This is a genomic window from Mucilaginibacter psychrotolerans (genome assembly GCF_004519315.1).
Lineage (GTDB): Bacteria > Bacteroidota > Bacteroidia > Sphingobacteriales > Sphingobacteriaceae > Mucilaginibacter > Mucilaginibacter psychrotolerans.
In genome coordinates this window covers 261676-280253 of record NZ_SOZE01000002.1, presented here as the reverse complement: position 1 = coordinate 280253, position 18578 = coordinate 261676, and the positions used below count along the sequence as shown (strand labels likewise).

The following is an 18578-nucleotide window of genomic DNA, read 5'->3' as shown; positions in this document are numbered from 1 at the left end:
CTGCGCTCCTATTTTCAATTCACTTTTAACCAGCCGGTAATGCTCATGCGGGCTTTGTTGGTCTGCATTACTTGGTGCGCCATTTCGGAGCTTTTAAAAAATACGCTTTTGCCGTTGGTAGGCGCAATGAGTTGCTCGCGGCCCGCATGATGGATGCATAGCTCGCCACCATCCGCCAATACCCAATCGGCGTTCAAGTACATAATCATGGAATAGGCGCGTGTACCATTCTGCTGGAACTGGTCGATATGTTTCTTATAAAATGCCCCTTCCTCGTACAGGTTATAATGGAACTCATAACCGGTGATGCCCGTGTAGCACGTGCGGTTAAGATATTCTACAAATTCGTCCATCAAATCAAAAAAGGAATTTTCGTGCGGGTCGTTATGCTCCCGGCCCAGCCAATAGATACTATCGCCCCTCACCAGTTTATTGTGCGCCACCAACGTTTCGTTCCCGGTGCCTGCGGCCAGCAACAGTTTGTTTTCAAATAAACACACGAGGTTATCCTTTAAATGGCCCGAAAGTGCGGTGCTTAAGAAGTTTTCTGATATCCCTACGTGTGTATCCAGGTAGGAGTCGACAAAATCGCTGAAGGTTTGTTCCAATTGGGTGCACCGCAAAGCGCGGTCCTGCATTTTGGTGAAGGTAGGTTTAATAAGTGGTATGCCCTGCATATCAAACCATTCCCTACCAATCAGGTTAATACGGTTATGCAGCATACTACAAAGGAACAGGCCACCCCGTTGATGATAGGTGCCGAGGTTTTTATTGAGCCCGGGCAAACGGCAGAGGAAATTGATGTATGGTTCATGCGGCTGAGGGAGGCCGGCATGACGGTTACCCGTATCCGCCTGTTTGAAACGTATATGCATAAGCCCGATGGCAGCTGGGATTTTACCTTGTTTGACATTGCTTACCATGCAGCCGATAAGTACGGCATTAAAATATATGGCAACCTGTTCCCCGCTACTGCTTTTACCGATTTAGGCGGACTGAAATTCCCGAAGGATGAGGACCACCTGGTGGCTATTGCAAAGTACGTCGAAAATGTAGTGCCGCACTTCAAACAATTCAAATCCTGTTATGGCTGGGTGCCGGTGAATGAGCCGGGTGTAGGGCATTTTCCGCAGGAACAATTTACGACAGATAAATACCAGGAATGGAAAGCCGCGCAGGCGCACCCGGAATACACCAGCAAAGGGTACGACCATTTCGATTTTGCCGATGAACGTTTCCACCTGTACTATAATACCTGGTTTTTAAAATGGCTCGCAGATGAAATACACCAATACCATCCCAATAGTATCATCCATGTAAACAACCACGCCATATTTAAGAACGTAGCGGAGTATGATTTCCCGGCCTGGCGCGGTTTCCTCACCAGCCTGGGCGGCTCGGCGCACGCCAGCTGGCACTTTGATTATTTTAAAAGGGCGCAATATGCCATGGCCGTATCGGCCAATTGCGAAATATTGCGCTCGGGCGCGGGAGATATCCCCTGGTTTATGACCGAACTGCAGGGTGGCAACAATACCTACAGCGGTTTCCTGGCCCTTTGCCCAAGTGCCGAAGAAATAAGCCAGTGGCTTTGGATAGCCATTAGTGCCGAAAGTAAGGGTGCCATATTCTGGTGCCTTAACCCGCGCTCATCAGGCATTGAGGCCGGCGAATGGGCCATGCTGAATTACCTGAACGAACCCAGCAACCGGCTGCTGGCGGCAACAGAAGTTATAGCTGTAGTGAACACCAGTCCTGACCTGTTTGAAAACGCTAAAGTTGTAGAATCCGGCATCAATATCATCTACACCCGCGAATCGCTCTGGGTGGAAAAGAAACTGCAAACCGGCGGCAAAAGTTACGAAGGCCGGGATGAGGGTGGGGTTATGAAATCGGCCCTGGCTTACTTTGAGGCGCTGAGCGAGGCCGGCATCCAGGCAAATTTTAAGGAAATAAGCGAATTTGATTTTTCGAGAGAAGATTTTACCGGCGTTGCCATCATCCTCGCGCATCAAATAGCCATCCCACATCAATACTGGCCTTTGCTCGATGCGTTTGTGCAAAACGGCGGCAAATTAATTGCCGATGGCCTCACCGGGTATTACGATGAAAACGCCGTTGCGCTCACACGGTTGGGCTCTCCATTCCGAAAACTTTTCGGTGCAGATATACTGGAGTATAAAGCCATCGATAATATAGAGGATATTACAGTTGCCGGCGTTTTACTGCCGGCGTTCCAATGGGTGGGGCAGCTACGCCCAACAACAGGCAAGGCAATAGCCAGCAAGGGCAATGAGGTTTGGGCGGTGAAGAACAACTATGGTAGAGGCCATGCCTGGTGGATACCAACGATGGTTGGTTTAGGAAGCCGAATACCGGAAGACTATACATGCCTTAATGGATTCCTGAGAGAAGTGCTCGACTATCCATCAATGAATATCCCTTTTTTGTTCGAATCGCCGCAGAAGTACGTGCTGATGAAAACCTTGCGAAGTGGCTTGAGCACGATTACCATCATCGTCAACAAATCTCCTGTGCGCAAAGAGTTTAATCTGCTGATGCAGGCTGCGTCGCCCGGGCCCATGGTATTATTTGCCAACAAAGGCGGCAAAACCGGCGGCAATCATATCAGTATTGATACAGAGGAAACTATGGTAATTAAATGGGAATAGTTTTATTTTAGCGGCATTATCCCCTTATTAAATGAAAAAATTATTGCTTTTAGTAGCCTGCCTGGTAAGTTCAGTGGCCTTTGCCGATGCCCCAAAAATCATCATCCCCATTGGCGGCAATGCCTGGGTTAACGGTAGCGCGCTGATAACAGACGACGGCTTAATGCAGTGGACCAGCCCAAAATCAACTGCCAATATTTACTTTAGGGTGCCTTCCGCGCAACAACAGCTCAATTTATCGTTACGGTTGCGCGTGCCCGCCGGGAAAAGCAAAATCAGCATCGCCATTGGCAAAATGGTTTTTATAAAAGAAATCAGCAATGCCGGGTTCGATACCATCGCTATTGGTAAGGTGGATATCTTGCAAGCGGGTCACGTAAAAATAAGTCTGAACGGGTTAAGTAAAACAGGGAGCATTTATGCTATCGTATCAGATTTGATTGTGCAGGGCGCAAAGGATGCAGATAAGTTTACGTACGTAAAAGCCGGCACCTCTTATCATTTCGGCAGGCGCGGGCCATCTGTGCATCTGCGGTTCGATATCCCCTCAGCTATCAAAAAAGACGTAAAATGGTTTTATAACGAGATAAGCGTGCCCGCCAAAATGGATGTGATAGGCTCCTACTTTATGGCCGATGGCTTTAGTAGCGGCTACTTCGGCATGCAGGTTAATTCGCCTACCGAGCGGCGGATACTGTTCTCGGTATGGAGCCCATTCACTACAGACGACCCTAAAACTATACCCGACAGCCTGAAAGTTATACTATTGAAAAAAGGTGCTGATGTACACGGCGGTGAGTTTGGCGATGAAGGCTCGGGCGGGCAAAGTTATATGCTATACCCATGGCAGGCCGGCAAAACGTATGCTTTTTTACTGCGTGCCGAACCGGACAAGGTTACCAAAAGCACAACCTACACGGCATGGTTTAAAGATATTGCCGCCGGTAAATGGCTGCTGGTAGCCAGTTTCAGCAGGCCGCAAACCAAAACCTATTTAGACGACCTGTATTCCTTCGTCGAAAATTTTGAACCCGATAGCGGCGACCAGATACGCCTGGCTAATTTCAAAAACCAATGGCTGGGCGATAGTAACAACAATTGGCACGAGGTAACCGGCGCACTTTATACCGGCGATGCCACGGCAAACGCCAACTACCGTAAAGATTATGCAGGCGGTATCGACGGCAATATGTTCTTTTTAAAGAACGGCGGCTTTTTTGATGAGTTGGTGCCCTTGAAAACACCTTTTAAAAGGGCCACAAACGGTGTGGCTCCGGTGATTGATTTCAGTACGTTGCCTAAAGAATAGACGGCGGAACAAGATTAGTTTAGCTATCGTCATTAAGTAATTGTAGCGTTCTTTTACGATTATGTTTAGATTAAAAAAATTATTATACGGCATAAGTTGCCTTTTCCAAAATTTAATTTTAAATTGCATAACAAAACAAACAGCAATACGTTAAACTATTTGTAAACGAAATCGTCGAACAAACGGTAAGTATCTATTAACTTAAACAGCACACATTATGCAAAAAGCCTATCAATCCATTTATGTAGCGTTTTACAGGTGGAACTTCAAAAACTTCGGGCAGGGTACAAGCATCCCTCAATTCAAATCGATGTTCAACGTAAGCTTTTTGCTGGTGGTATTGCTTACCAACGCAATGCTGGTTACCAAACTATTGATTAAAGGGCATCTGATAAACGTTGGCCTTGGTGCCTGCGTTGCCATAGTAACCGGCGCGGTTTTCTTTTTACTGGTTAATCACCTTATCCTGTTAAACAACCGCTGGTTTAAAAAAGTAAATGTGCAAATGGCGCATGTAAGTACACGCCGCAATGTAAACATCTGCTCGGCTGCTTTATTGTTAAATGTATTTATTGCCTGCGGATTGAGCTTCATTTAAGCCTCCCCTGATTTTTTAGATATACAAAGCCGCAAGTGATTGCGGCTTTTTTTGTGCTTTGTGTTTTACGACAAGCATTACCCATAAATTTTATTTGGCTAATTACCAGCACATTATATAAGATTTCCAACACAATCCTAATTCATTAGTTGTAATACTAATTCATTAGTATTAGCTTGCGTTATAATTATTAGAATAATGGTAAAACTGGCTAAACGCGAAGAACAAATTATGCAGGCTTTCTGGAGCCTGGGCAAAGCTTATATCAAAGAAATCATTCCCGAACTACCCGACCCGAAGCCCCACTATAACTCAGTTGCTACCATGGTGAAGATACTGGAAGAGAAAGGCTTTCTGGATCATGAAACGGTGGGCAACATTTACAACTATTACCCAAAAATATCGCGAGAGGAGTACCAGAAGCACGCCATGAAAGATATCGTGAGCCAGTACTTCAACAACTCGTACCCCAGCATGCTGGCCTTTTTTGCCAAAGAAGAAAAGATATCTGACACGGAACTGGACGAACTCGTAAACCTCATTAAATCCAACAAGAAATGATACCTTATGTATTACACGTGGCCCTGCTGCTGGCCGTTTGCCTGTTGTTTTACAAACTGCTGCTGCAAAAAGAAACTTATTACAGCTTAAACCGAGCAGTACTCATTGGTTGCCTGGCCATGGCATTCCTGTTACCGCTGGTAAAAGTACCGCAGCAATGGGCTTTACGCGATAGCACGCAACTACCTGCTGCCAAACCCAGCACACCGGTGGTAGCCGTTCAACTGCCTCAATTTGCGCCAACCACAAGCGAAAAGCCACAGACACAAAACTTACCAGCGGTAAAGACTGAGCCGGTTGCAGAGCCGCAGATGCCGTTAATGCAACGCATTACTAAATGGGCGGTTTATCTTTATTGGTTCGGTGTGGCAGCATTCGGCGCAAATTTGTTGCTGCAATTGTGCGTGCTGGCTTATCAATCGTATCGCAAACCGGTGATACAGGACGGTGCTTTCCGCATCGTGGAGCTGGATGACGATAAAGCGCCTTGCAGTTTTGGCAACAGCATTTACATCAACCCCGCTAAGTACGAGCCCGAAACCTTCAACCAGATACTGCTGCACGAGAAAGTGCACATTAAACAACGTCACAGCGTAGACCTGCTCCTGGCCGAACTGATGCTGACCTTCCAGTGGTTTAACCCTTTTGCCTGGCTGTATCGCAAAGAGGTAGAAAGCAACCTGGAGTACCTGGCCGATAACGAAGTGCTGCACGATGCAACCGTAGAGCGCAGCGATTACCAGATGAACCTGCTGAAGGTATCCGTTCCCAACTTATCCCTAAGAATTACAACCAACTATAATCAATCACTCTTAAAAAAACGAATTGTTATGATGAACGCAAAAAAATCCAACATACATACCGCCTGGAAATACCTGTTCCTGCTGCCCATGATGGCGTTTTTGGTATGTGCATTAAATGAGCCCGCCATATCGGGCATAAAACTAGATGTAAACACCATGGCTGCCAGGGATACCAGGCCCGTCACCCGTGAGGAAGGCAGTTGGAAAGCAACGATTGTAGGGAACAAGCTGGAGCTTAAACTTTACGAAGTCGATGACAAAAACAATATGAGCAACTCCAACTTTCTGGTGAGCGAATTTACCGCATTGCCAATAGGCCAGGAGGGTGCATTTAAATTGGTACGCGAAGCCGGCGTAATGCAATTTACAGGTCGGTTCGATGGTGGTAAAGGTGCCGGCAAGTACAAGTTTACCCGCGATGCCGCATACTTTACGTTCCTGAAGGGCGAAGGTATCTCCGGCGTGAACCAGGATGATGAAATGGCGTTCTTCTTCCTCAATATCAAGAAGAATTATGTAACCATGTTAAAGAATAATGGCTATAAAACCTCCTCAAAAGATGATGTAATAGCCTGTTCGGCACTTGGCGTTGATGAGTCATACATCCGCTCGATGAAACAAAATGGCTACCCCAACATCACCCTACAACAGCTGATAACCGGCCGCGCAATGGGTATCACCGGCCCCTTTATTGCCGATATACGCAAAGCCGGCTACCCAAAAGTAGACTGGGATAAATTGGTAAGCTTTAAAGCGCAGGGTATAGATGGTAAATACATCAGCAAATTTAAAACCGCCAACAAAAAGCCGGGCGTAGTTAAGGCCGATGCATCATCTGATGATATGATTGCTTTTAAAGCACTGAATGTTGATGATGCCTATATCAACGCGTTAAAAAAAGAAGGCTATACCAACCTACAGGCAGCCACCCTTACCAGCATGAAAGCAGTTGGCGTTGATGGGGCCTATATCCACGGCTTTAAGGCTGTTGGTTATAACAATATTTCTGCCGACAATCTCATCTCGCTAAGATCATTAGGGATCACTCCCGAATTTATGGCAAGCTTTAAAGCGGCGGGGTATAAACAACTTTCAGTAGACCAAGCCTCTTCTTTGAAAGCATTGGGTATTACGCCCGAATATCTCAACGGTTTTAAAGATGCGGGCTATGGCAACATCAGCGTAGATAACGCCAGCGGCTTAAAAGCCCTCGGCATTACGCCTGAATATCTTAAAGGCTTCAAGGCTATCGGGTTCAAAGTATCGCTTGATGATGCCACCGCCTTAAAGGCCATGGGCATTACACCGGAGTACATTACCCAAATGAAAGAGAAAGGCTTCAAATCCGACGATATCAACAAATACATTTCGCTGAAGGCTGCATTTTAAGTAAAGGCCCAACACGCGAAACGCCCCGGGGAATCATTCCTCGGGGCGTTTCGCTTTATAATAGGGGTCGAGATCGCTTTAGGCAGCCAGTTGATGCCCAACCTTATCCAGCAACACAGCCATATCAAAAGGCTTGCTCAATATATCGTTTGGCGGGCCGTCTTGCTGCAGGGTTAGCGCTATATCATCGTTGCTGGAACAGATGATTACCGGCAGATCCGCAGTCGCTTTATTACGTTTAATAATGCGGCATATTTCGCGGCCGTCGGCATCGGGCATGCTGATATCCATAATCACCAAATCGGGGTGAGTGGCATTTATTTTCATAACCGCAGCAGCGCCTTGGTTCAGGGTAATTACATCATAGCCATTGCTGGTCAGTATGTAGCTCATTACCTCGGTAATCAGCACATTGTCGTCAACTATTAATATCTTCTTGTTCATGGCTATGTATTTCAATTAGTTATACAAAGCCCATGCCGTTTATTAATACATCCTTAAAATGACCCGATATTGCTGCCCAAAACATACTAACTGTAGAACATTCCCCACAAAACATGGATATTATTAGTCGTTAATTAACTGTTTGGGCTTTATTTCACTATCAATAATTTTAAAATAAAACAGCCGGGCTAACCAGCCCTATTTGTACTTTATTGGAATAATGCCCAAATAAAACTAATTTGTGGCGTACAGGTTATTGATAATATGCCAGGTAAACCACTGCTCGAATTTACGGATAAAGGTATCTATTGTGCCCGGGGCGATTTCTATATCGACCCATGGAAACCAGTGGACGATGCCGTAATAACCCATGCCCATGCCGACCACGCTTACTTCGGTCACAAAAATTATCTCGCACATCACCTATCGCGCGAGGTAATGTTGCACCGCTTAGGCGATATCAACCTCCGCACCATTGAGTACGGCGAAACAGTAAACAAGCATGGCGTGCAGATATCGCTGCATCCTGCCGGGCATGTGATTGGCTCGGCGCAAATCAGGGTAGAATATAAAGGCGAAGTTTGGGTGGTAAGCGGCGATTACAAAACGGAAGACGACGGCATCTCCACGCCCTTTGAGCCTGTTAAATGCCATCACTTTATTTCGGAATGTACCTTTGGGATGCCGGTTTATACATGGAAACCGCAAAGCACAATCTTTGCTGATGTAAACAATTGGTGGCAAAGCAACCTGCAAAACGGCTTTGCCACAGTAATTGTTGGCTACTCTTTGGGCAAAGCCCAGCGAATACTCCAAAACCTCGATTTAAATATCGGCAAGGTATACACGCACGGGGTTATCGAGAACACCAATGAAGCCCTCCGCCGTAATGGCATCATGCTAAACCCAACCGAGCGGATAACTTTCGATTCTTCGAAAGAAGAGGTACGCAAGGGTATTATCCTGGCGCCGCCATCATCGGTAGGCACGCCATGGATGCGCAAGTTTGCGCCCTACAGCTTTGGCTATTGCAGCGGCTGGATGTCTATAAGGGGGGCCAAACGCCGCCGCGCTGCCGACAGGGGGATTGTGTTATCAGACCATGCCGACTGGAACGGCCTCATCAGCGCCATTGATGCTACCGGCTGCGAAAGCGTTTACCTTACGCACGGTTACACTGCATCATTCAGCAGGTATCTAAATGAGATTGGGTTCGATGCACACGAAGTACATACTTTATATGGTGGCGAAGAAGATGCCCCCTCCCAGCCTCCCCCGGAAGGGGAGGATGCCCCCTCTAAATCTCCCCCGGAAGGGGAGACTTCGTTAGTATCGCGGTCAGTAAACGCCTCCCCTTCCGGGGGAGGTTGGGTGGGGGCTGGTATATGAAAGCGTTCGCCCAACTCTTTCTCTCTTTAGACGAGACCAACAAAACCAACGAAAAGGTTAAGGTTTTGAAGGACTATTTTGCCAATGTACCCGATACCGATAAGATGCACATGCTGGCCCTTTTTACGGGTCGGCGGCCCAAACGACAAATTAATTCTACCCTGGTACGTACCTGGGCCATGGAGGCATCCAATATCCCGGTTTGGCTTTTCGAAGAAAGCTACCAGGTGGTGGGCGATTTGGCCGAAACCATGAGCCTGCTGATGCCCGAAAGCCAAAACAGTAGTAGCAAAACGCTCACCGAATGGATTGCCGAAATAAACGCACTCGCCGATAAAACCGAAATGGAGAAGAAACTCTGGCTGATGGATTCCTGGGCCATGCTGGATAGCCAGGAGCGTTTCGTATTCAACAAGCTCCTAACAGGCAGTTTCCGGGTGGGGGTATCACAAAGTTTGGTGATAAAAGCCCTGGCAGATATCACCGGTATTGAGGCACCAGCCCTCACCCACCGCATTATGGGCAGCTGGATGCCGGAGGATTATACCTACGCACAGTTGATAGAAGAACAAAGCGCAGCCGATAACATTTCCCGCCCCTATCCTTTCTTTTTGGCGTACCCGATACAGGAGACCTCCGAAAAGCGAAAATCCGCCGAAGAGGTTGGTGTAGCTTTAGGTGAAGCGGCAGACTGGCAAGCAGAGTGGAAATGGGACGGCATCCGCGCGCAAATGATCAAACGCGACGGGCAAATATTTATCTGGAGCCGCGGCGAAGATTTGGCCACCGAAAAATTTCCCGAACTGCACCCGTTTTTGAACGCCTTGCCCGATGGCACCGTATTGGATGGCGAGATACTCAGTTTCCAAAATGGCCAGCCCCTGCCATTTAGCATTTTGCAAACGCGAATCGGCCGCAAAACCCTGAGCAAGAAGATATTAGCTGATAGTCCCGTGGCGGTTATTGCTTACGATTGCCTGGAACATGAAGGGAAGGACATCCGCACCATGACGCAGGCAGAACGCAGACTGATACTGGAGAAATTGCAAGCGAAGACAACTTACCCCGAAATCTTCCGCTTGTCCGCATTGATTGAGTTCGGCAGCTGGGAAGAACTGGAAACCACCCGGGAGCAATCGCGCGCCATGATAGCCGAGGGTGTTATGCTCAAGCGTAAAAACGCCACGTACCAGGTTGGCCGCAAGCGGGGCGATTGGTGGAAATGGAAGATAGACCCGCTCTCGGTGGATGCAGTAATGATATACGCCCAGAAGGGCCATGGCCGCCGTGCCGACCTATACACCGATTATACCTTCGCCGTATGGGATGGCGATAAGCTGGTACCCTTTGCCAAAGCCTATAGCGGCCTTACCGATGCAGAAATAAATAAGGTAGATTATTTTGTAAAACGCAACACGCTCGAAAAATTCGGACCGGTGCGCACGGTGAAGCCCGAGCTGGTTTTTGAAATTGGTTTCGAGGGGATCAATAAATCCAGCCGGCACAAATCTGGCATTGCGTTACGTTTCCCGCGTATATTGCGCTGGCGACATGATAAACCTAAAGAAGAGGCAGATACGCTTGATAGTTTAAGGGCCTTGCTGCCGGGCCAAGGATAACCCTTCCGTATTGGTGTTCCCCGTGGAACTCCTTTTATTATAGCATCAATTAACTATAAAGAGATTTCAGCGGCTCCGCCGGGCTTGTATCAAGGGTTCAAAAACAAATCGGCACTAATCGATGGGATAATACCTTTCTCCAACGCGGTATCAAATAATAGCTTCACTGCTTTTTTGCCCTCTACACCCAAATCAACCGAGAACTTATTGACATACAGGTCGATATGTTTATACATCACGTCTTCGCTCATTTCCTGCGCATGCGAGCGGATGTACTCCAGCCCCGATTTTGGGTTGGCAAAAGCAAACTCTACCGAGCGCTTCAGTACCCGGTTTATCTTATGCTGTACATCTTCGGGCAAATTGCGGTTAGCCACAATACCGCCCAGGGGGATAGCGCAGCCGGTGCGTTTTTCCCAATAGTCGCCCAGGTCTATCAGTTTTTCCAATCCTCTATTCTGATAAGTGAAACGGTTTTCATGAATAATCAAACCGAAATCAATCGAGCCATCCAATACCGAGTTCTCAATTTCAGAAAAGACTATCTCCCGCTTGTCTTTGATGTTCGGAAATACGAGACTTAACAAAAAATTTGCGGTGGTAAATTTACCCGGGATACCAACTTTAGAGGAATTTACAAAATCGGTAAGATCCGTCTTTTCACTACTGCCAAAGGCGCTTTCAAAAATAGTTTTAACCCCTTTGTGTTGCAGAAGTTTGGGATTAAAAATCAGCATCGGACCGACGCCAAAGCCCAAGGCGCTTCCCGCATCCAGCAAAATATATTTATCGGCCGCGTAGGCAAAGGCGTGGTAGCTAAGCTTGGTAACATCAAGTTCGCCGCGGAACGCTTTCTGGTTAAGCGTTTCCACATCATCGTAAAACACCTCAAACTCCAGTCCTTCGGTATCTATCTTATGATGGATAAGCGCATCGAAAATAAAAGTATCGTTTGGGCAGGGCGAAAAGCCAAGTGTAAGTTTGCCCCCTTGCCCCCTAAAGGGGGAATCTTTTAAATTAGTCATTTTATATCTTTTTATCACTTAGCCCTCAAAGCAGTCATAATATAGAATGCTGAATATCGAACGCCGAAGGTTTACCTTCATTATTCGACATTCAGCATTCGGTGTTCGACATTAAATCGGTCTTTTGCTCCCCCTTCAGGGGGCTAGGGGCTAAAGGTTTTCAATAAGTCAATAGCAAAGGTATCCAGATTTTTTACAGCCAAACCTATGCGCCAGTTGTCGCGGTTACGTTTTTCCACGTAATTTGACACAGCCCTGATTTGTAAGCAGGGCACCCCTGCCTGCCTGCAGGCATAAAAGAAGGCGGCGCCTTCCATACTTTCCAATTGCGGGTTCAGGCGTTGCACAACTTTCGCTATCGATTCGTCCTCACCATGCACGGTGTTCACTGTAATAGAGCGTACCTGTTTAAGATTTTTGTACTTGCCGGCTGCTTTGGTGCCTTTAAAGATATTGGCAATGGTTTCCGATGCCTTAAAGTTGCTTTCGCCTAACCCCATCAGGCTGATGGGCAAAAAAGCATCGGCATCCTCGGCACCCAGTTCGGCCAGGCTATCATCTATCACTTCCACCACTTCGCCTAATGCTATACTGCGGTCAAAACTGCCGGCCACGCCTAGGTTGATGGCCAGGTCGTACTGGTTGGTGGCCAGCTCTTTACCAAGCGCAAAGGCAGTAGCAACCATACCAACACCTGTAATTAGTAACGAGTTGGTAGTGTCCTCGGTAGCGTTAGATGTCTTGAAAATATTCTTCTTTTCCGAATCGGATATACGGAAGCCAAAGTCCAGGATAAACCCACCTACTTCCATCCCTGTTGCCGCCACAAACAATATCCGCATAAATCCGATTTATTATGGGCACTAAGATAAACAACTCGGCTATTTTTGTTTTGTATATTTGCAGCATTAATTGCTATGATGATACATATTACACGCAAAGAACACTTTAACGCCGCACACCGCATGTACCGCGAAGAGTGGAGCGCAGAAAAAAACGCAGAAGTGTTTGGCAAATGCGCCAACCCAAACTGGCACGGCCATAATTATAACCTGTTTGTAACCGTTAAAGGCGAAATAACCCACGCAACCGGGTACCTGATAGACCTAAAAGACCTTAAGGTAATCATTAACGAGTATGTGATAGAAAAGCTGGACCATAAAAACCTCAACCTGGATGTGGATTTTATGAGGGGTAAAATGGCATCAACAGAGTTGCTTACTATCGAAATATTCAACCAGCTTAAAGGCCCTATCGAGGCTTATCCGGGTGTATTCCTGCATTCTGTACGATTATTTGAAACCGACAACAACTCTGCCGAGTATTTTGGCGACTAAGTCCAAAACATGAATAACGATACCCATATCCCCGATAGGGACGACGATATCAGCGGCTACCAAAAGATAGACCGCTACAACCATGGGCTAATTGAAAAGCTATCGGCCAATTACCTGGATGTATTAAAGCACATTGGCGAGAACCCCGAGCGGGAAGGGCTTTTGAAAACACCGGAGCGCATGGCCAAAGCCATGCTGTACCTTACCCACGGTTACGATTTGAACGCAACGGAAATATTGAACTCCGCTATGTTTAAAGAAGATTATAGCCAGATGGTGATCGTGAAAGATATCGAAGTGTATTCGATGTGCGAGCACCATATGCTACCTTTCTTCGGCAAGGCGCACATTGCCTATATACCCAATGGCTACGTGGTTGGCCTAAGCAAAATACCCCGCGTGGTTGATGCCTTTGCCCGCCGCCTGCAAGTGCAGGAACGGTTGACTAACGAGATACGCGATTGCATACAGCAAACCCTTAACCCCATAGGTGTAGGCGTGGTAATAGAGTGCCGCCACCTGTGCATGAGCATGCGCGGCGTACAGAAACAAAATTCGGTAACCACCACATCGGCGTTTACCGGCGAGTTCTTAAAAGAAAAAACCAGGACAGAGTTTCTGAATTTGATATCGTCCAAATTAAGTTGAGCCCCCCAACCCCCTGAAGGGGGAGCAGGAGTTTGATAATTTATAAACCATTTACAAAAAATTCCCCCTTCAGGGGGTTAGGGGGCTTATGAAAGCATACATTTTCCCTGGGCAGGGCGCCCAGTTCCCGGGCATGGGTAAAGACCTTTACGAGCAAAGCGAACAGGCAAAAGAACTATTCGAACAAGCAAACGAAATTTTGGGATTCCGCATTACCGACGTAATGTTTGATGGTACCGAGGAGGACCTGAAACAAACCAACGTAACCCAACCCGCTATCTTCCTGCATTCGGTTATCCTGGCAAAAGTAATGGCCGGTTTTGAGCCGGAGATGGTTGCGGGCCACTCATTGGGCGAATTCTCCAGCCTGGTAGCATCCGGCGCTTTATCTTTTGAAGATGGAGTTCGCCTGGTTGCAGCACGCGCAAACGCCATGCAAAAAGCCTGCGAAATACAGCCGGGTACCATGGCTGCTGTTTTAGCCCTGGATGATTTTACGGTTGAGGATATATGCCACCAGGTAAGCGATGTGGTGGTACCGGCCAACTACAACTGCCCCGGGCAGCTGGTTATATCAGGCAGCATAGCCGGTATTGATGCCGCCTGCGAAAAAATGCTGGCCGCCGGCGCTAAACGTGCTATGAAACTGAACGTAGGCGGTGCGTTCCACTCCCCGTTGATGGAAGCCGCAAGGGTTGAGCTGCAGGATGCCATTCTGCAAACCCAATTCAATACGCCCGTTTGCCCGGTTTACCAAAACATTGATGCCAAACCACATACTGATGTGGAAGAAATAAAGCAAAACCTAATAGCCCAGCTAACGGGCCCAGTACGCTGGACACAGACAGTAGAACAGATGCTGCGCGACGGCGCAACCTCGTTTACCGAAGTTGGCCCCGGCAAAGTACTGCAAGGCCTGGTAAAAAAGGTGAACAAGGAAGTGCCTACCGCCGCCGCTGTATTATAAAAGTTTAAGCAAAACTTATTACGCTGTAATTAGTTTTGCTTATAACGATAAATAGCTTTAACAACAATTGACTACCGCCGGAAAAATACGTGCTTTGCTGGCGCTTTTGTTCGCCAGCTTGCTGATTACAGCAATAGTTTTTGAGAACGCCTATTCGCCTGCAAACAACCTGGAACAGTCGGCGCAGGTGCTGGAGGGCAACCTGCACCGGCAGGAAAAATATGTTTACGATGTGCTGGATAATAAGGCGGGGTTTGAGCAAATCAAAAGTTTTGCAATTAACCATTCGGCGGCGCTTAATTTTATAAGCAACTACACCAACAACAAAAACATTTTGCTGGTTACTGCACGTAACGGCAATATTGATTTTTGGAGCGGGGTTACGGTAATCCCCCAAAACCCCGCCCGCTTTAAAGATGGCACCTCGTTTATACGCACCGATAACGGGTATTACGAAGTAATCAAAAAAAGTGAAGGGCTGTTTTCTGCCCTGTTTTTCATCCCGGTTAAAAATGCCTACCGGTTTCAGAATAAATACCTGCAAAATATCTTCGCCAAAGAACTAAGCACCGATACCAACATTGATATTGCCGACTTTGCCGATAAAGGCGTCTACGCCATCCATGGCATCAAGGACGCTTATCTTTTTTCGGTAAAACTTACCGGCGGGCAGCAAAACATCCGTTTCTTTTACTCCGAGCTAACCATCTGGGTACTCGCTCTGCTAAGCCTCTTCGTGCTTATCCATGTATTGGTAACTTACCTGGCCAACCGTGGGCTGGTTTACCTTTCGCTACTTGCGCTGGCTGTTTTTATTGTGGCTTTCCGCTTTGCCAACCTGCACTACGGCTGGCCCGCTTTTACGCAGCCGCTAATGCTTTTTAACCCGCAGCTTTACGGCGCCAACAATATATACCCATCCCTTGGCGACTTTTGCATCAACATACTAGCCATTTGCTGGTTTGTGGCTTATCTGTACACATTGCGCAATAAGCTGCTCAAAAAAACGCCCGGCAAAGCTTTCGGCTACCTGTTGTTTTTCTTAAGCGTTGTTGCATTGATGGCCATGGCTGCCTACCTGCTCAATTTATTTTATGGCCTGGTGCTTTATTCAAAAATCAGTTTCGATGTAAACAACGTGCTCAATTTATCCGTATACAGCCTGCTGGGTGTTTTAATGCTATGCTTTAGCTTTTTGATCTTCGTGCTGCTTACCGAAGTTGTGCTTACCATTTGTTTTAAACTGCAAATGTCGGCCACGCACCAGGGTGTAGTCTTTTTACTGAGCATAATTGGCATTACCGTAGCGGTAAGCTGGCATGAGGGTTTTACGGTATTTTACCTGCTTGGTGGCCTGCTTGTACTTATAAGGGGGTACCGCTACTTTTATGCCGACCAACGGTTCACCTCCGCTTCGTTCATTGTCATCGTGCTGGTATGCGCCATTATATCGGCCGTAAAACTCAACAGGTTCGAGGAAGAGAAAGAAGCGGCAACCCGCCATGTACTGATACAGCGCCTGGAACTACCCGGCGACCTCACCGCCGACGCTCTTTTTAAACAGGTAGAAAAACAAATCATCAAAGATACGGCCGTTATCCGGTACCTTAAAAGTGGCGGGCAATCAAATGACTACCTTGGCGCGCACCTGCAGAAAATATATTTTGACAGGTATTTATCTAAGTACGAGTTCACTATGCATGAGTTTGATATGCATGACAAGCCCATATCATCCGATAAAAATTATTCGCTCGATGTTTTTAAAGACCTGGTACTGTACAGCTCATTAAAGGTTTCCGAGCATTTCTATCGCGAAAACGAATCGTTTGGATTCCAAAGCTACTTTGCTATACTGCCTATTACCGATGCCGGCACCAGCCTGGGCACCATCGTAATTGAGTTGAAAGCAAAGCCGCAGTTGGCAAGCGGCACTTTTCCGGAGTTACTTGTGGATAAAACTGATAAGCCCGAAGAAGAGTTCAAAGACTACTCTTACGCTTTTTATACCGACAGTATGTTGGTGGGGCAATACGGCAGCTATGTGTACAGCGTGGTAAACAATGAGTTTAATGGCAAACTGAAGAAATACTCTATGCAAGAGAGCGATGGCCATGTGGCCAGTTGGCTGGATGGCCTCACGCGCTACAGCCACCTGCTTTACAAGCCAAGCAACCGTAACCTCATCGTAGTAAGCAAGGCGGTAAACCCTGTTGCATCTATTATCACCGCCCTCACTTTCTTTTTTGTAATGATACTCGCCTTCGCCAGCATTGTATTGTTCGTAAGGTTTTTGTGGATAAAAGTGAAGATACTCAATATCAACAACAACCGCTTCAACTGGAGTTTTAAAATTAACCCCGATAGGATCTTATATAAAACCCGCATACAATTTTCCATGATTTTTGCGGTAGTTATTACACTAGTGTTAGTGGGCATAATTACTTTCGTGTCCATAAGCACACAATACCAATCGCAGCAGGATAAAACCATCCGCGATAAAATTATGCGGATATCCACCGTGCTGGAAAAAGGGCCGATAGCCGGTTATATTGCCGATGTTACCGAAGCAAACAAGGCAGAATTTGACAAACTTGCCGATAGCTACGCTACCGACCTAACGCTTTACGACCTTCGCGGAAACCAGATCATATCAACCCAGCCCAAGATATACGATTACGACCTTATTGCGCCGAGAATGAATGCCCTGGCTTTCATTGCCCTCAAGGACCAGCAAAAGTCTGAACTGGTGAACGAGGAACGGATATCGGGGCTTACTTATAAAGCAGCCTACGCTCCCTTGCGTAATTCACAGCATCAAACTATAGCCTATTTACAGCTGCCGTTTTTTGCCAACGCTGCCGATTATACCGAACGCATAGGCACATTGCTCAATGTAATGATAAACGTTTACGCATTGGTTTTCATAGCCATTGGGCTTTTTGCCGTAATTATTGCCCGGCAGATAACCGCTCCGCTCAATTTCATACAATACAACCTCAGCAAAACTATATACGGCAAAAAGAACGAACCCATAAAATGGGCCCGCAACGACGAGATTGGTGCCTTGGTGCAGGAATACAATAACATGATAGCCGCGCTTGAAAACAGTGCCAAAAAGCTTGCACAATCTGAAAGGGAGAACGCCTGGCGCGAAATGGCCAAGCAGGTAGCGCACGAGATCAAGAACCCGCTTACCCCGCTTAAGCTGGGCTTGCAGCTGCTCGACAAATCGTGGAGGGATAAAGACCCCAAGTTCGACCAAAAATTCGAGCGTTTCAGCAACTCTTTTGTGGAGCAGATAGAGAGCCTCTCTAACATCGCATCAGAGTTTTCGGCCTTCGCCAAAATGCCCGATACACGTATAGAGCGCATCAACATATTCGACATGCTTGGCCAGGCAGTTATTATTTTTAAGCAGATGGAAAACGTAAGCATTATGATGATGCCGCCGGAAACGCCGTTCCACATCAGTGCCGACCGCGACCAGTTGCTACGCTGTTTTAATAACCTGCTTAAAAACGCCATAGAGGCAACGCCGACAGGCAGAGCCTGCCTTATCGAAATAAACTTTTTAGTTACCAGCAAAAATGTACTGCTCACTATCAAAGACAACGGCAACGGCATCCCCGAGAATATGCGCGATAAGATATTCGAACCCAACTTCACTACCAAAAGCTCGGGCACCGGCCTTGGGCTGGCCTTCGTTAAAAATTCTATTGAAAACGCAAACGGCAAGGTTTGGTTCGAAACCAACATTGGCGTAGGCACTACCTTTTATTTAAACTTCCCGGCCTATAATGCTGAAGAGATGTAAAAC

At 47.0% G+C, this 18578-nt stretch carries 15 protein-coding genes; 11 read left to right on the top strand and 4 right to left on the bottom strand.

Going from position 1 to position 18578, the window contains the following annotated elements:
* Nucleotides 1–14: 14 nt before the first annotated feature.
* Nucleotides 15–722, bottom strand: a complete 708-nt coding sequence (locus tag E2R66_RS03350) for a 2OG-Fe(II) oxygenase (protein ID WP_240049225.1) — start codon at nt 720–722, stop codon at nt 15–17.
* Here E2R66_RS03350 and E2R66_RS03345 point away from each other — a divergent pair.
* The 5 genes from E2R66_RS03345 (at nt 714) to E2R66_RS03325 (ending at nt 7332) form a co-directional block, all read left to right on the top strand.
* Entirely contained in the window at nt 714–2672 is a 1959-nt protein-coding gene (locus E2R66_RS03345; protein WP_133226379.1) for a beta-galactosidase trimerization domain-containing protein, read from the top strand. The genes E2R66_RS03350 and E2R66_RS03345 overlap by 9 nt on opposite strands.
* Before the next feature lie 31 nt (nt 2673–2703).
* A complete protein-coding gene (locus tag E2R66_RS03340) occupies nt 2704–3981 on the top strand; it encodes a DUF3472 domain-containing protein (protein ID WP_133226381.1) in 1278 nt (425 codons plus the stop codon).
* 217 nt (nt 3982–4198) lie between these two features.
* Nucleotides 4199–4579, top strand: coding sequence for a hypothetical protein (locus E2R66_RS03335; protein ID WP_133226383.1), 381 nt, complete (start codon nt 4199–4201; stop codon nt 4577–4579).
* Between the two features lie 198 nt (nt 4580–4777).
* Nucleotides 4778–5140 carry a BlaI/MecI/CopY family transcriptional regulator gene (locus E2R66_RS03330; protein ID WP_133226385.1) on the top strand — a complete coding sequence of 121 codons (363 nt, stop codon included), beginning with the start codon at nt 4778–4780 and terminating at the stop codon, nt 5138–5140.
* Nucleotides 5137–7332 (top strand): M56 family metallopeptidase, encoded by a 2196-nt coding sequence (locus tag E2R66_RS03325; protein ID WP_133226387.1) that lies wholly within the window; start codon nt 5137–5139, stop codon nt 7330–7332. Before E2R66_RS03330 ends, E2R66_RS03325 begins: the two co-directional genes overlap by 4 nt.
* A 78-nt stretch (nt 7333–7410) precedes the next feature.
* Here E2R66_RS03325 and E2R66_RS03320 read toward each other — a convergent pair whose 3' ends face one another.
* Nucleotides 7411–7776 (bottom strand): response regulator, encoded by a 366-nt coding sequence (locus E2R66_RS03320; protein WP_133226389.1) that lies wholly within the window; start codon nt 7774–7776, stop codon nt 7411–7413.
* A 264-nt stretch (nt 7777–8040) separates the two neighbouring features.
* Between E2R66_RS03320 and E2R66_RS03315 the strand changes: the two genes are divergently transcribed.
* Both E2R66_RS03315 and E2R66_RS03310 read left to right on the top strand, forming a co-directional pair.
* Nucleotides 8041–9165 carry a ligase-associated DNA damage response exonuclease gene (locus E2R66_RS03315; protein ID WP_133226391.1) on the top strand — a complete coding sequence of 375 codons (1125 nt, stop codon included), beginning with the start codon at nt 8041–8043 and terminating at the stop codon, nt 9163–9165.
* Entirely contained in the window at nt 9162–10784 is a 1623-nt protein-coding gene (locus tag E2R66_RS03310) for an ATP-dependent DNA ligase (protein WP_133226393.1), read from the top strand. Before E2R66_RS03315 ends, E2R66_RS03310 begins: the two co-directional genes overlap by 4 nt.
* 89 nt (nt 10785–10873) lie before the next feature.
* Here the strand turns inward: E2R66_RS03310 and E2R66_RS03305 are convergent, their stop codons facing one another.
* Nucleotides 10874–11809 carry a menaquinone biosynthesis family protein gene (locus E2R66_RS03305; protein WP_133226395.1) on the bottom strand — a complete coding sequence of 312 codons (936 nt, stop codon included), beginning with the start codon at nt 11807–11809 and terminating at the stop codon, nt 10874–10876.
* A 143-nt stretch (nt 11810–11952) separates the two neighbouring features.
* Complete coding sequence (gene mqnB / locus E2R66_RS03300; RefSeq protein WP_133226397.1) at nt 11953–12651, bottom strand: futalosine hydrolase; 699 nt, start codon at nt 12649–12651, stop codon at nt 11953–11955.
* Between the two features lie 78 nt (nt 12652–12729).
* Between mqnB and E2R66_RS03295 the strand changes: the two genes are divergently transcribed.
* The 4 genes from E2R66_RS03295 (at nt 12730) to E2R66_RS03280 (ending at nt 18575) form a co-directional block, all read left to right on the top strand.
* Nucleotides 12730–13146: a 6-pyruvoyl trahydropterin synthase family protein gene (locus E2R66_RS03295; RefSeq protein WP_133226861.1), complete on the top strand. Its 417-nt coding sequence runs from the start codon at nt 12730–12732 to the stop codon at nt 13144–13146.
* Nucleotides 13147–13155: 9 nt separating this feature from the next.
* Nucleotides 13156–13794 (top strand): GTP cyclohydrolase I FolE, encoded by a 639-nt coding sequence (gene folE, locus E2R66_RS03290; RefSeq protein WP_133226399.1) that lies wholly within the window; start codon nt 13156–13158, stop codon nt 13792–13794.
* Between the two features lie 88 nt (nt 13795–13882).
* Nucleotides 13883–14761, top strand: a complete 879-nt coding sequence (gene fabD / locus E2R66_RS03285; RefSeq protein ID WP_133226401.1) for an ACP S-malonyltransferase — start codon at nt 13883–13885, stop codon at nt 14759–14761.
* 67 nt (nt 14762–14828) lie between these two features.
* Nucleotides 14829–18575, top strand: coding sequence for an ATP-binding protein (locus E2R66_RS03280; RefSeq protein ID WP_133226403.1), 3747 nt, complete (start codon nt 14829–14831; stop codon nt 18573–18575).
* Nucleotides 18576–18578 lie beyond the last annotated feature (3 nt).